This is a genomic window from Amycolatopsis sp. PSD-21, assembly GCF_055561455.1.
Genome location: NZ_CM145712.1, coordinates 6,788,894 through 6,802,842, shown reverse-complemented (window position 1 = coordinate 6,802,842; position 13,949 = coordinate 6,788,894). Strand labels below are relative to the sequence as shown.

The window sequence follows — 13,949 nt, the reverse complement described above, 5'->3', positions numbered from 1 at the left end:
GTATCTCCTATCGCTCGCCGGTCTTCGCCGCTACCCGTAGCCGGGTCACGGTTGAGCTGTGCGGGGCGGGGAGCCGCAGGGGCCCCGCGCCCGGGGTGATGCTGCCGAGCAGCCGGTCGCCGCGGGCACCGGTCGCCGACGGGAGGTTCCCCGGGGCGCCGGACCAGGTCAGCCAGCCCAGCAGAATGGTCAGGTATGCCTCTTTGCCCGCGCGGGGCAGCCCGTGGTCGTCGCTGGTCTTCAGCGCCGTGTCCGGCAGGTTCCTGGCGAGCGCGGCCATCAGCGCCGGGTTGTCGGCGCCGCCGCCGGAGACGATCACCGTGGCGATGGCGTGGCGACGGCATTCCGCGGCGATGGTCACCGCGGTCAGTTCGGTGAGCGTCGCCAGGAGGTCTTCCGCACCGACCGGCGGGAGCCCGTCGAGCGCTTCGTCGAGATACGTGGCGTGGAACAGTTCCTTGCCGGTGGACTTCGGCGGTGCGGCCGCGTAGTAGGGATCGAGCAGGAGTTTCGCCAGCAGGTCGGGCCGCACGTTGCCGCGCAGCGCGAGTGCTCCGCCGATGTCGGCGCGCAGCCCGGTGGCGCGGTGCGCGGCGATGTCCATCAGCGCGTTGCCGGGGCCGGTGTCGTAGGCCAGGACCGGACCGCTCGCGGGGACCACGGTGATGTTCGCGATCCCGCCGATGTTCAACGCCGCGACCGGGCCTGCCGCGGCCATTTCCCGGAGCCACAACGCGTCCAGCGTGCTGGCGAGCGGCGCGCCGTGCCCGCCGGCGGCGACGTCGCGGACGCGCAGGTCGGCCACCACCGGCAGCCCGGTGCGCTCGGCGATCCACGCCGGGTTCCCCAGTTGCAGCGTGCCACGCGCGACGCCGTCCTCGACCCAGTGGAACACCGTCTGGCCCAGCGAAGCGACGACGTCCGCCTCGCCGCCGGCCAGTTCCTCGACCCCGCGCGCGGCCGCCTCGGCGAAGGCCTGGCCCACCAGGGTGTCGAGTTTCGTGAGCTGCTCGGCGTCGCAGGGATTCGGTGGCAAGGCGGCGAGCAACGCCTCGCGGAGCGCTTCGGGATAGGGGACTTCGAGCTGGCCGAGCGGCGAGAGCACCACCGTGTCCCCGTCGGCGCGCAGTTCGGCGGCCGCCACGTCGATCCCGTCGATCGACGTGCCGGAGATGAGCCCGATCACCCGGACCCCAGTGCCGGAGGAAACCGTCATTCGGAGTGGTTTATCCGTCGATCCGGAGGGCGCGCAAGCCGGACCGTTTCTTCTTGTCCGAAATGAGTCCTATCCAGTGGGTGTTTGACAAGATCGGCTTGCTTCCCGTGGGGCGTCTGAGCGCGACGGGGTGCGGATGCGAGGATGGCGCCGTGTCGAGTACCCCCTGGTTCTGGATCGTTGTCGTTGCCGTCGTGGTCCTGGTCGCCGTACTGGTGGCCGGGCTGCTCATCGCGCGCCGCCGCCGGATCAGCCTGGACGAGTCCAAGGCTGCCGACGTCGTCGAGAAGCCGAAGGGCGGCGGTTATACCGCGACAGGCGGGATCGCGCTCGCCCCTGGTGGAGAGAAGACCGAGGAGCCGGAACACCCGGTCGAGGATCGCCCGGAGACCGACGGGCAGCCCGCCGTCGGGGACGACGCGGCGGTGCCGAGGGATTCCGCGCAGCGCACGGTGCGCGACGTCGAACTTCCCGAACCGGCCGAGGAAGCGGCACCCGAGCCCGCCCCCGTCGAGGAGATCGCCCCGGCCACCGGCCGCCTGGAGCGGCTGCGCGGCAGGCTGGGCAAGTCCCGGTCGGTGTTCGGGCAGAGCCTGCTCGGCCTGCTGGGCGCCGGTGACCTGGACGAGGATTCCTGGCAGGACGTCGAAGACACGCTGCTCATGGCGGACCTGGGCGCCGCGACGACCACCGAGATCGTCGAACGCCTTCGTGACGAGCTGAAGCGCCGCGCGGTGCGGACGTCGGAGGAGGCGCGCGCGGTCTTGCAGGAGGTGCTGACCGCCGCCCTCTCGACCGACGCGGTCCGGGCCGTCCGCGCGCTGCCGCACACCGTCGACGGGAAGAAGCAGCCCGCCGTCGTGCTGGTCGCCGGGGTCAACGGCACCGGCAAGACCACCACCACCGGCAAACTCGCCCGGGTGCTCGTCGCGCAGGGGAGCACCGTGGTGCTCGGCGCGGCCGACACCTTCCGCGCCGCCGCGGCGGACCAGCTCCAGACGTGGGCCGAGCGCGTGGGCGCGGAGGTCGTGCGCGGCAAGGAAGGCGCGGACCCGGCGGCGGTCGCCTTCGACGCCGTCAAACGCGGCACCGAGGCCGGCGTGGACACCGTCCTGATCGACACCGCGGGCCGCCTGCACACCAAGACCGGCCTGATGGACGAGCTGGGCAAGGTCAAGCGAGTCGTCGAGAAGCAGGCGAAGGTCGACGAGGTGCTGCTGGTACTCGACGCCACCACCGGGCAGAACGGGCTGATGCAGGCCCGCGTGTTCTCGGAGGTCATCGACGTCACCGGCATCGTGCTGACCAAACTGGACGGCACCGCGAAGGGCGGCATCGTCTTCCAGGTGCAGCGCGAACTCGGGGTTCCGGTCAAGCTGGTCGGCCTCGGCGAGGGACCGGACGACCTGGCGCCATTCGAGCCGGGCGCGTTCGTCGAGGCCCTGCTCAGCAGCTAGGACCCTGACGGCTGCCACCGGCGGGAAGGTCGGGCTGAGCTGCCCGGGCTTTGGAGGGCTTGCGTGCAGGCTTGAGGGCGCCCGGTTTGGCTCTGCGGTTGGGGCCCAGCCAGAGCCGCTGCCATCCGACGGCGTGCACGGTCTCGGTCTGGCCGTGCAGGGGCGAGAGCTGGACGACCCACGCCGTGATCTCGTAGGTGCCCCGCCTCGGTCTCACGCGTCGGGATAGCCGTCGACCCTCTGCGAGATCAGCCGTACCGGTGCTTTCGCGCTCCGCCAGTACGGCAGGGTGTACTTCACGGTGATGTCGAGGTCGCTGGTCGCTTCGGCGCCTGGGACGCTGAGGTCGTGGCGCCGTGACTTCCGGTCGAGCGTCTTCTCCGCGACTTTCTGTCCGATCCAGGCGATCACCGATTCGACAATCTGACATCCCCTCGCTCGGCCCTGTTTCGAGGCTACGACGAAGGCCCCTCCTCCGGCTGAGCCGAAAGAGGGGCCTTCGCGCGTTTTCGTCAGACGGCGGCGGGAGCCTTCTCCTCGGTCCCCGCCGGTGCGGTCTTCTTGTCCCGCATCACCAGGAACGCGAGCACCGCCGCGGCGAGCACACCGATCGCGCTCACCAGGAACGTCGTCGACATCGCCGAGGTGAACGACTCGCGGGCCGCGGCGATGAGGCCGCCGTCGCCGGTCGCGAAGGCGTCACCGATCGAAAGCCGTGCCTGCGCCGGGGCGGACTCGGGCATGTTCGCGGTGAACAGGCCCGACACGACGCTGCCCAGGATCGCGATGCCGAGCGCGGCGCCCAGCTGCTGGATGGTGTCGTTGAGCGCGGAGCCGACCCCGGCCTGCTCCTCGGGGACCTCGCCCATCAGCGCCGCGATCGCCGCCGGCATCGCCACCCCGCCGCCCGCTCCGAGCAGGAACAGCGCGGTCGCGGGCAGCAGGATGCCCTCGTTCGCCGACATCGTCGCGAGCAGGCCGAAACCGCCCGCCATCACGATCATGCCGACCGTGGTCAGTGCCCGGTTGCCGATCTTCTGGCCCAGCGTGGCGCCGAGGGTGTTGAACAGCAGCGACGCGACGGCCATCGGGATGAACGCGAGACCCGCCTCGGTCGGGGTGTAACCGAGCACGAACTGCAGGTACTGGGTGAGGAGCAGCAGGAGCCCGCCGTTGCCGATCTGCACCAGCGTGAGCGACAGGCTGCCACCGCTGAAGTTGCGCTTGCGGAACAGCACGAGCGGGACCATCGGCGACGGCGTGTGCCGCTCCCAGAACACGAAACCGGTCAGGCACACCACCGCGACCGCCAGCGGGATCAAGGTCCCCGCCTCGGCGATGCCGTGCTTGGGAAGCTCGATGATCGTCCAGACCAGCGCGACCATGCCCGCCGCCGACAGGAGCGCGCCGAGCGGGTCGGGCTTCTGCCACGGGCCCTTGGACTCCGGCATCAGCGTGAGCGCGGCGATCACCGCGATGACGACGATCGGCACGTTGATCAGGAACACCGCGCCCCACCAGAACCACGCGATCAGCACGCCGCCCAGCACCGGGCCGCCGATCAGGCCGATCATCGCGACCGCGCTCCACGCCGCCATCGCCTTGCGGCGCTCTTCGTCGTCGAAGACGGTGATCAGGATCGACAGGGTGCTCGGCATGATCAGCGCGCCGCCGACGCCCATCACCGCGCGGGACACGATCAGTTCGAGCGGATTCGCGGCGAACGCCGCGACGAGTGAGGCCACGCCGAAGAGGAGGAGGCCTATGAGCATCACCTTTCGGCGGCCGAACCGGTCACCGAGGCTTCCCGACGTGAGCAGCAGGCCGGCGAAAACGAGGATGTAGGAGTCCAGGATCCACTGGGTGTCCTGGGCGCTGGCGCCGAGGTCTTCGGCCAGCGGCGGGACGGCGACCGTCAGCACCATGTTGTCGACGACCAGTACGAGCGTGCTCAGGCACAACACGATCAGGATCCACCAGCGCCGTGGATCGCGGACGGGTTCGTTCATCGGGATACCCCCAGAAGTGTTTGCGTACGTTGTTCGGCTGATGCGCACACTGTACGCAAAACGAAACGGCGTACGCAAGGGGGTACTTCGTGCGCTAAGGTGGGGTCATGTCGATCGAGGAGCAACCGATCCAGTCGGTATGGACCCGTCCGCGCCGGAAGCGGGATCAACCCGCGCTGAGTCAGGCGCAGATCGTGGCCGAGGCCGTCCGGCTCCTGGACGTCGAAGGTGTCGACGCGCTGAGCATGCGCAGGCTGGGCACCGCGCTGAACGCGGGCGCGACGTCGCTCTACCGGCACGTCGCCAACCGCGACGAGCTGATCGAACTGGTCGTCGACGAGGTCTACGGCGAGATCACCGTGCCGGACGGCGACGATCCGGCGCGGTGGCGGGAAGCCGCCGTCGTGGGGGCGGAAAGCGTCCGCGCGATGATCCTGCGGCACCCATGGGTCGCTTCACTGCTCGGCTCGGTCGGCCTGTCGTATCTGGGCCCGAACGTCATGCGGCTCAACGAGCGGCTGCTGGGGGTCTTCGTGGCCGCGGGATTCCCCGGCGACGAGGCCGAGCAGGCGATCAGCGCGGTGATCTCCTACGTCATCGGCATGGGGACGACCGAGGCGGCCTGGCTCACGACCGTCGCCAGGAGCGGCCGGAGCGAAAGCGAGTGGGCGGAGCGGCTGCGGCCCGCCGTCGAGGAGGCGGTGCAGGGCCATCCGCACCAGCGGGAAATGCTCGCCAGGGCCGTCGCCGAAACCGATCCGGTCCGGCTCCGCGACGAGAAGTTCCGCTATGGGCTGGAGAGGATGCTCGACGGCCTGGAGGCCAGGCTCAAACGGTGACCCCGTCCTTCGAAAGGGTCGAACCGAGCGAGTTCGCGATCCGCTGGACGACGGGCGCGATCCGCTCGACGGCCTCCATCGTCAGCCGCCCCGACGGCCCGGACACCGACACGGCCGCCGGCACCGGCGCGCCCGGCACCGCGACGGCCACGCAACGGACACCCAGTTCCTGCTCCGCTTCGTCAAGCGCGTAACCCTGCTGGGCGATTTTCGCCAGCTCGCGCAGGAGCGCGTCCTGGTCGGTGAAGGTGTGCTCGGTGTAGGAGGGCATGCCTGTCCTGGCGAGCAGCGCCGTGACGTCGTCGGACGGCAGATGCGCGAGCATCGCCTTCCCCACGCCGGTGCCGTGCGGCAGGAGACGCCGCCCGACCTCGGTGAACATCCGCATCGAGTGCTTCGAGGGCACCTGGGCGACGTAGACGACCTCGTCGCGCTCGAGGACGGCGAGGTTCGCGGTCTCGCCGACCTCGTCGACCAGCTCCGCGAGCAGCGGGCGGGCCCACGAGCCGAACTGCATGCTGGCGTTCTCACCCAGCCGGATGAGGCGGGCGCCCAGCGCGTACCGGCGGTTGGTGTTCTGCCGGACGTAACCCAGGTCCACCAGTGTCCTGATCAGCCGGTGGATGGTCGGCATCGGCAACCCGGACAGGGTCGCCAGCTCCGAAAGACTGGCCTCCCCGCCGGTGTCCGCGAGATGCTCGAGGAGCTCGAAGGCCCGCTGAAGGGACTGGACGCCGCCGTCGCGCCCGTTCTTCTCCGCTGCCACCGTGGTACTCCTTACGTCTGCGTTGATGTTCCGCTATGCAGAAACTATAGTCCGTCATGTAAAACCGTAGGGACGTTATCTTTCCGAACTCGGGGTGTTACTCATGTCTGAAGCTCAGGTGCTCGGCGATCCGGTCGAGCGCGGGGACGAAATCCTCACGCCGGAGGCGCTCGCCTTCCTCGCCGGCCTGCACGAGGCCTTCGCCGCCCGCCGCGACGAGCTGCTGCAGGCCAGGAGCAAGCGCCGCGAAGAGGCCAGGGTCACCGGCAAGCTCGACTTCCTGCTCGAGACCAAGGAAATCCGCGAGGGTGACTGGAAGGTCGCCGAGGCGCCGCCCGCGCTGCGCGACCGCCGTGTCGAGATCACCGGTCCCACCGACCGCAAGATGACCATCAACGCGCTGAACTCCGGCGCCAAGGTCTGGCTCGCCGACCTCGAAGACGCCAACACGCCGCACTGGGCGAACGTCGTCTCCGGCCAGGTCAACCTGTACGACGCGGTCCGCAAGACCATCACGCTGGAAAGCGGCGGCAAGAGCTACGCGCTGAAGGACGACGTCGAGCACGCGACCATCGTCGTCCGCCCGCGCGGCTGGCACCTCGACGAGCGCGGCCTGTCCTTCGGCGGGCGCCAGGCCGTCGGCGCGCTGGTCGACTTCGGCCTGTACTTCTTCCACAACGCGCAGGAACTGCTCAACCGCGGCAAGGGCCCGTACTTCTACCTGCCGAAGATGGAGAGCCACCTCGAAGCCCGGCTCTGGAACGACGTCTTCACCCACGCGGAGAAGACGCTCGGCATCGAGCACGGCACCGTCCGCGCGACCGTGCTGATCGAGACCATCCCGGCCGCGTTCGAGATGGAGGAGATCCTCTACGAACTGCGCGAGCACGCCTCCGGCCTCAACGCCGGCCGCTGGGACTACCTGTTCAGCGTCATCAAGTACTTCCGTGACGCGGGGGAGAAGTTCGTCCTGCCGGACCGCAACTCGGTCACCATGACCGCGCCGTTCATGCGCGCGTACACCGAACTGCTGGTGCGCACCTGCCACAAGCGCGGCGCGTTCGCGATCGGCGGGATGGCCGCGTTCATCCCGAACCGCAAGGACCCGGAGGTCACCGCCGCGGCGCTCGACAAGGTCCGCGCCGACAAGAGCCGTGAGGCGGGCGACGGCTTCGACGGTTCCTGGGTCGCGCACCCCGGCATGGTGGACATCTGCCGCGAGGAGTTCGACAAGGTCCTCGGCGACAAGCCGAACCAGCTCGACCGCACCCGCGACGAGGTGTCCGTCACCGCCGACCAGCTGCTCGACGCGGCCTCGACGCCGGGCAGCGCCACCGCGGCCGGGCTGCGCGCCGCCGTGGACGTCGGCATCCGCTACATCGCCTCCTGGCTGGGCGGCAACGGCGCGGCGGCCATCCACAACCTGATGGAGGACGCGGCCACCGCGGAGATCTCGCGTTCGCAGGTGTGGCAGTGGGTGCGCAACGGCACCCAGCTCGACACCGGCGACAAGGTGACCGGGGAGCTGGTGCGCGGCGTGCTGGCCGAAGTCCGCGGCGAACTCGCCGCCGAGATCAAGCCGGAGCTGCTGGAGCCCGCCGTCGAGCTGTTCGAGCAGGTCGCGCTCGCCGACGAGTTCCCGGACTTCCTGACCCTGCCCGCCTACGAACGGATCAAGTAGACAGATGGGGAACGGGCGGCTCACCGAGGACGTCTACACCGCCGCTGACGCGCGTCTGGCCGAGGCCGACGCGCGCGTCACGGCCAAGTATCCCGGCGAGCCGCCCGGCCGCCAGCCCGTGCACACCGTGTACGTGCCCGCGTCGCAGTACAAGACGCGGCTCGTGGCGGACTGGGGCAAGCAGGCCTTGCGGGTTTTCGGCGAGCACGCCGATCAGCTGGGCCTGGACGCGGATATCGCCGACCGGGTCCGGACCAAACTGCTGACCGAGCCGATCGAGGATCTGCGGATCGATTTCGAGGACGGCCTCGGCAGGCCGGGCGACGACGAAGAGGACGCCATCGCGCTCGCCGCCGGCAGGACCCTCGCCGTCACGGGCGGCACGCCGTTCGTGGGCATCCGGTTCAAGAGCTTCGAGCAGGCGACCCGCCGCCGCGGTATCCGCACGCTCGATCTCTTCCTGGCCGGGTTGCTGGAAAGCGGCCCGCTGCCGGACGGTTTCGTCGTCACGCTGCCGAAGGTGACCGCCGTCGAGCAGGTCGAAGTGGCGGCGGATGTCCTGGAGCGCCTCGAATCCGCGTACGGGCTGCCCGAGGGCGCGCTGCGGTTCGAAGTCCAGATCGAGACCGCGCAGTCCATTGTGGACATCGATGGGACGGTGGCGGTGCCGCGGATCATCGAAGCCGCGCGCGGCCGGTGTTCGGGGCTGCACTACGGAACCTACGACTACAGCGCCGGGCTCGGGATCAGCGCCGAGTACCAGAGCATGGAACATCCGGCCGCCGATTTCGCCAAGCAGCTCATGCAGGTTTCGGCCGCGGGTACCGGCGTCCGGCTTTCCGACGGCTCGACGAACAAGCTGCCCGTCGGCGACGCGATCCTCCCGGCCTGGCGCGAACATCTGCGGCTCGTGCGGCGTTCTCTGGAACGAGGCTTTTACCAGGGCTGGGATCTGCACCCGCACCAGCTGCCGTCCCGGTTCGCCGCGACGTACGCGTTCTTCCGCGAAGGTTTCCCGGCCGCGCTGGGCCGGTTGCGGGATTACGCGGACCAGACCGGTCGTGGGGTGCTGGACGAGCCGGCGACCGCCCAGGCCTTGGCAAGCTTCTTGGTGCGGGGGCTGGATTGCGGCGCCGTCGACCTCGGGGAGCTTTCGTTCTCCCGGGCGGAGTTGGACGGCTACGCGCGCCGGACGGTATGAGCAGCGGGTCAAGATCTTCCTTTGATCGCCGTGGATCGCGCCAGGACGGTCACCGTCGGACCAGAGCGGACATTTCCGTCCGGTCATGAGGTTTCGGTGATAGGTGTCGGGTTCCGCATCCACGATGTCTGCCTCGGTCGTTGATGAAGGATCTGGGACGTTGAGTGTCCCGAATCCTTCATCAACGACCGCGTTCGGCGGGCATGCCGAAGGGCCCGTCGCCGGTGTGGCCGACGGGCTCCTCGGGTTCAGACGTGATGCAGGGTGTTGCGCCGGGGATGTCGGAGTGGGTCTCGGTATTGGGGTGGGATGAACTCCGGTAACCCATCGGCCGCCATCCGGACTTCCCAGTCACCGTGGTGGATCAGGCGGTGGTGGAAACTACATAGCAGCACCAGGTTTCGGAGGTCGGTGGGGCCGTCGTCTGCCCAGTGGATGATGTGGTGGGCGTGGCAGTTCTTCGGTTTCCGATGACAGCCCGGGAACGCGCAGCCACCGTCACGAATGTTCAACGCCCGTCGTTGCCCGGGCGTGACGAAGCGTCGTAGCCTCCCCACATCGAGGGGTTCTCCGGCGGTGCTCATCACGACCGGCAGCATCAGGCAGTCGCAGGCGGCGAGCCGCGCTTCCCTCGCCGTCATCGTGCCGACGAAGTCGAGGCACGCGGTCCCGAGACCCGACTTCAGCTCCTCAAGCCCGATGGTGACATGCACGAGGGTGCGGTAGCCGCTGGTTCCGGGTTGGTCGGGGCACGCGATCGCGAGGTCGAGGAGTTCGGCCCACGCGTCTCCCAGGCGTTCGCACTTCATCCGCAGATCGGCCTGTCCGAACTCGTCGACTGGCCGTGGTTGGGCGTAGGCCTCGAGTGCGGCGGCGGTGCGGGCACCGGTCTCGTCGTCCAGCAGCCCGGTGAGTTTCCAGAACCCGTCCCTGCGCCGCTCCAGGGTGATTTCCCGGCGTGGTTCTTTGGGTTCGGGGTCTTGGGGTTCGTTGCCGTCGGGGTCCAGCCAGCCCAGCAGGTTCGCCTCAGCCTTGGCGAGCTGCTGCGGACCGGCGGTCGGGGCCAACTCGGCGAGGATCTTCTCCGCGACCGCCCGATCCTCGGCAGAGGTATCGGCAGGCAGCCTCTTCAAGATCTCCAGGATCTGATCGATCCGCTCGTCCCCGACCAACCCCTCGGCGGCGACCGCGGCGGTCTCGGGTGCCACGGCCGGGGCTTCGGTGCCATCCAGGTTCCGCGTCGGGTTCAAAGCGATCGCCCGCTTCACCACCGCACCAGCCTCGGCCCGCGACAACCCCGCCATCTCCGCGAACCAACTCGCCGTAGTCCCATGCCCGAACAAGTCTTTCGCGCCCCGGGACTCGACCTCCGCCAGAAACCGCCCCAAACCCGCGGTGGCCATCCGAATCACCTGCAACGACTGCTGCACACCGTGGGCAAGCTCCAGCTTGCCGGCACGCCACAGTTCCTGCGGCAACTCGGGGAGGAAGGTCTCGGACACGCCTCCATAATACCCGAAAAAATCGAACAGGTGTTCGTAAGTTTAAGCAACAAGCGAAACGTGCATACAACACCGAAGGGTGATCCGGCTGCGCAGGAAGATCACGCAAAGAAAGCAGGTTGCGTTTAGTCGGCTAAACGCATACCGCAGTTAGCCGGCTAAATGCGAAGGGTCAGACGGGCTTCGCGTAGCGCAGGCAAGGCACCGAAACCGGACCGTCAGGTCCGGCGACCCGATTGTCGAACTCGCCCTCGTCGGTCCACCCGCACCGCTCGTAGAACCGCCGCGCCCGCGCGTTCCCCGGCGCCACCGCGAGCCAGGCGCGCGAGTGCCCGCCCGCACTCACCAGCCGTTCGGCTTCCGCGAGCAGCGCGCCTGCCACCCCGCTCCCGCGATGGTCCGCCGAAACGTAGACCTGTTCGACCTCGTCCCCGACGACCATCACGAAACCCGCCACCTCACCGTCCAGCACGGCGACGGTCGTGTCGCCGACGCGGGCCGCGGCCCGCTCCCAGAACGATTCACGGGTGCGGATCCGGACGAGCGAGTCGGGCACGTTGCCGAGATGGCCGTCCTGCCAGCCGTGGTACCAGATCTTCGCGACGGCGTCGGCGTCCGCGGGGGTCGCCGGTCGAATCGTCAAAGGCATGCGCGAAGTCTAGGAAACCAGCGCGCCGATCCGCCGTTCCACTTCGTCCGCGCTCGCGTTTCCGGCGACCAGCGTCACCACCTGCTCCGACGGCAAGGAGGCCAGAAGAGTCGGGTAGCCGGTGACGCCCAGTTCCCGTGCGCGCCGGAAGTCGTCCGCGGCGGAAACCCGGTCCAGCGCGGCCTCGACGTCGTCCCCGTCCAGGCCTGCCCGCTGTGCGACCACGCGATAGGTCGAGACCTCGGACAGGCTCAGCCCGTCGAGGTAGAACGCCTCCTGAAGCAGCGCCGCGAGCCGTACCGCGCGGTCCGGCCCGACCTCGCGCAACGCCGCCATTCCGCAGGCGGCGGCCTCGGAGTCCATGACGAACTCCCCGTCCGCGATGAGCCGTTCGTAGCTCTCCCCGAACGGCGCGCCGGTCCGGCGGGTGATCTCGGCATTGGCTCCCTGGACGTAGCCGAACTGCCGGATCGGCACCCGGCGCCCGCCGAGGAAAAGGCCGCCGGACACCACTTCCACCGGCAGGTCCGGATGCCGGTGCGCGACGTCGGCCATGGTGCGGGCGAACCCGTACGACCAGCCGCAGTACGCGTCGAAGACATAGATGAGCTTCATGACCGAACCAACGATGTCTGACTGGTCAGATATTCCTACCGGAGCTTGGGGAGTGCGTCACGTGCCGAGTGGCTCAGTGTCCGCAGGTCCTGCGCGAACCGTTCGCGATGGTCCGCGGGCAGCGGGTCGAGGAAGAGCCGCTGGATGTTCTCGACGTGCACCCGCGCGGCCCGCACGGTCGTCTCCTCGCCTTGCGCGGTCAGCCGCACGAGCTGCACGCGACGATCCTGGGCGTCGGACGAACGGACGACGAGGCCGAGGGTGGTCATCCGGTCGACCAGCCGCGTCGCGCCACCGGTGGTCAGCACCTGTTCCTGCGCGATGGCGCGCATGCTCATCCCGGCTTCACCCGACCTGCCGACGATGAGCAGGACCTCGAACATCAGGTGCGAGATCCCGCATTCGGCCTCCAGTGCGCGGCCGAGCAGGTATTCGAGCCGGTTCGCGGCGCCCATCATCCGGCCGAAGGCGACCACGCGCGGGTCGTAGGCGGCTTCTTTCGCCGTGGTGATGCCCATTTTCAGCTCCCTGCCGACAAGGCCAAATAGACGTCGAGCTGTTCGGTGAACTCGGTCAGGTCGGTGCCCAGCAGTTCGCTCGCGCGCCCGATCCGGTACCGCAACGTGTTGACGTGGACGTGCAGCGCCCGCGCGGCCCGCGTCGGCGAGCCGGAGCATTCGAGGTAGACGCGCAGGGTGTGCACCAGATCGGTGCCCTGTTCGGCGTCGTAGCTCAGCAGCGGGCCCAGCACCCGCCGCCGCAACGCCGCCCGCAGGTCGTCGGGCGCGCCCGCCAGCAGCAGCCGGTGCATCCCGATCTCGCCGCCGGGGACGACCTCGATCGTGCCGGGCCGTTCCGCCGCCACGGCCAGCGCGTAGCGCGCGACCTCTTTCGCGCCCCGTAGCACGGAAACCGGGGAGCGGTCGCTGACGCCGATCAGCACCCGGCGGCACGGCAACAGGGACTCCACGCCGGTCAGGGTGCCGGTCACCGTGGAGTGCCAGTCCTCCGGCCATTCGCCGTCGTCCTCGGCCAGCGCCCAGGTGGTCTCCCCGGCGGGGCCGACGAGCGCGCCCGGCGGCAGGAGTTCGGTCAGGATGCCGCGTGCCGCTTCGGATCCTTCGGTACGCGCGACGACGACCCGCAGATCGCCGCGTAACCCGGTCGCGGTCAGCGCCGCGTGCGGATCGCCGCCTTCGTCGAGCGCGGCGAGCAACGGTTCGAGCACCCTGTCGGTGACGGCGCGGACCTCGTCCGCCCGCGTGCGCGCGAGCCCGATCAGCCCGGCGAGTTCTTCGGCGATCTCGGCCTGTGAGGCGGTCAGCCTGCCGCCGATCGCGAGCAGCCACGGCAGCGCGTGCCTGCCGCCGACGGGCCGCACCGAGACGTCGTCGGCTTCCAGGGAACGTCCGCCCGCGGCGACGAACCGGCGCACCAGCTCCGACGGGGTGCCGACAGGTACCACCCAGCAGGGGAGGCCGATCTCGCCGCGCGCCCGCTCCAGGAGGGCTTCGACCGACGAGTCTTCCGTCGCCGCCGAAAGCAAACGTTTGCGAGCGCCTTCCGCGGCCGCGGCCAGTGCCAGGACGACGCGTTCGGTGACGACCGAGAACGACAGGTCCGCCGGCACCTCCAGCAACGGGATCCCGTGTCGCGTACAGGCTTCGACGAGGTCTTCGGGAATCCCGTCGGAGTCGGCTCCGGACGCCGCCAGCGCCGCGGCCCCCGCCTTCGCGAGCGCCGCGACGAACGCCTCCGAATCGCCCGGCCCGCGCCACCACAGCAACCCGCTCAGGACGAGCTCGCCCGCCGACACGTACCGCCCGGGATCGGACAGTTCCGTGACGTAGATCCGGGACACCGGACGGTCGAGCAAAGCCGTCCCGGCGCGGACGCGCAAGCGCAGCCCGGGGAGCGCGAGCAGAGTTTTCACGGTCGTCATCAGGTTTGTAGGAAAGCACAAAACGACCGGCGCGTGCAGGGGAGATTTCATGCTTCGGCACCGTTGCCGCCG

13 protein-coding genes are annotated in these 13,949 nt (G+C 69.5%); 4 read left to right on the top strand and 9 right to left on the bottom strand.

The features are described 5' to 3' along the window. Positions 1-7 precede the first annotated feature (7 nt). Positions 8-1,216 (bottom strand): anhydro-N-acetylmuramic acid kinase, encoded by a 1,209-nt coding sequence (locus ACZ1DY_RS31860; RefSeq protein WP_465481845.1) that lies wholly within the window; start codon positions 1,214-1,216, stop codon positions 8-10. Positions 1,217-1,368: 152 nt separating this feature from the next. Here ACZ1DY_RS31860 and ftsY point away from each other — a divergent pair, with 152 nt between their 5' ends. Then, positions 1,369-2,673 (top strand): signal recognition particle-docking protein FtsY, encoded by a 1,305-nt coding sequence (gene ftsY, locus ACZ1DY_RS31855; protein ID WP_257485161.1) that lies wholly within the window; start codon positions 1,369-1,371, stop codon positions 2,671-2,673. Between the two features lie 213 nt (positions 2,674-2,886). Here ftsY and ACZ1DY_RS31850 read toward each other — a convergent pair whose 3' ends face one another. Together ACZ1DY_RS31850 and ACZ1DY_RS31845 are read right to left on the bottom strand one after the other, a co-directional pair. Then, the gene (locus ACZ1DY_RS31850; RefSeq protein ID WP_465481844.1) at positions 2,887-3,084 is read right to left on the bottom strand and encodes a hypothetical protein; all 198 of its coding nucleotides are present in this window, start codon (positions 3,082-3,084) and stop codon (positions 2,887-2,889) included. A 101-nt stretch (positions 3,085-3,185) separates the two neighbouring features. Beyond that, entirely contained in the window at positions 3,186-4,682 is a 1,497-nt protein-coding gene (locus ACZ1DY_RS31845) for an MFS transporter (protein WP_465481843.1), read from the bottom strand. 107 nt (positions 4,683-4,789) lie between these two features. Here ACZ1DY_RS31845 and ACZ1DY_RS31840 point away from each other — a divergent pair, with 107 nt between their 5' ends. Next, positions 4,790-5,521: a TetR/AcrR family transcriptional regulator gene (locus tag ACZ1DY_RS31840; protein ID WP_465481842.1), complete on the top strand. Its 732-nt coding sequence runs from the start codon at positions 4,790-4,792 to the stop codon at positions 5,519-5,521. Here ACZ1DY_RS31840 and ACZ1DY_RS31835 read toward each other — a convergent pair. Further along, a complete protein-coding gene (locus tag ACZ1DY_RS31835; RefSeq protein ID WP_126733446.1) occupies positions 5,511-6,287 on the bottom strand; it encodes an IclR family transcriptional regulator in 777 nt (258 codons plus the stop codon). The two genes, ACZ1DY_RS31840 and ACZ1DY_RS31835, sit on opposite strands and share 11 nt — an antisense overlap. Positions 6,288-6,390: 103 nt before the next feature. Between ACZ1DY_RS31835 and aceB the strand changes: the two genes are divergently transcribed. Then, positions 6,391-7,968 (top strand): malate synthase A, encoded by a 1,578-nt coding sequence (aceB, locus tag ACZ1DY_RS31830; protein WP_465481841.1) that lies wholly within the window; start codon positions 6,391-6,393, stop codon positions 7,966-7,968. A 4-nt stretch (positions 7,969-7,972) separates the two neighbouring features. Then, positions 7,973-9,169 (top strand): DUF6986 family protein, encoded by a 1,197-nt coding sequence (locus ACZ1DY_RS31825; protein ID WP_465481840.1) that lies wholly within the window; start codon positions 7,973-7,975, stop codon positions 9,167-9,169. Positions 9,170-9,417: 248 nt separating this feature from the next. On the opposite strand, the gene ACZ1DY_RS31820 is transcribed toward ACZ1DY_RS31825, so the two are convergent. From ACZ1DY_RS31820 to ACZ1DY_RS31800, 5 genes are all read right to left on the bottom strand, one after another. Then, positions 9,418-10,671: an HNH endonuclease signature motif containing protein gene (locus ACZ1DY_RS31820; RefSeq protein WP_465481839.1), complete on the bottom strand. Its 1,254-nt coding sequence runs from the start codon at positions 10,669-10,671 to the stop codon at positions 9,418-9,420. A gap of 172 nt (positions 10,672-10,843) precedes the next feature. Further along, positions 10,844-11,320 carry a GNAT family N-acetyltransferase gene (locus ACZ1DY_RS31815; RefSeq protein WP_465481838.1) on the bottom strand — a complete coding sequence of 159 codons (477 nt, stop codon included), beginning with the start codon at positions 11,318-11,320 and terminating at the stop codon, positions 10,844-10,846. Between the two features lie 9 nt (positions 11,321-11,329). After that, entirely contained in the window at positions 11,330-11,935 is a 606-nt protein-coding gene (locus tag ACZ1DY_RS31810) for a DsbA family protein (RefSeq protein ID WP_465481837.1), read from the bottom strand. Between the two features lie 35 nt (positions 11,936-11,970). Beyond that, entirely contained in the window at positions 11,971-12,453 is a 483-nt protein-coding gene (locus ACZ1DY_RS31805; protein WP_126733440.1) for a MarR family winged helix-turn-helix transcriptional regulator, read from the bottom strand. A gap of 2 nt (positions 12,454-12,455) precedes the next feature. Beyond that, positions 12,456-13,877, bottom strand: coding sequence for a PucR family transcriptional regulator (locus ACZ1DY_RS31800; RefSeq protein ID WP_465481836.1), 1,422 nt, complete (start codon positions 13,875-13,877; stop codon positions 12,456-12,458). Positions 13,878-13,949 lie beyond the last annotated feature (72 nt).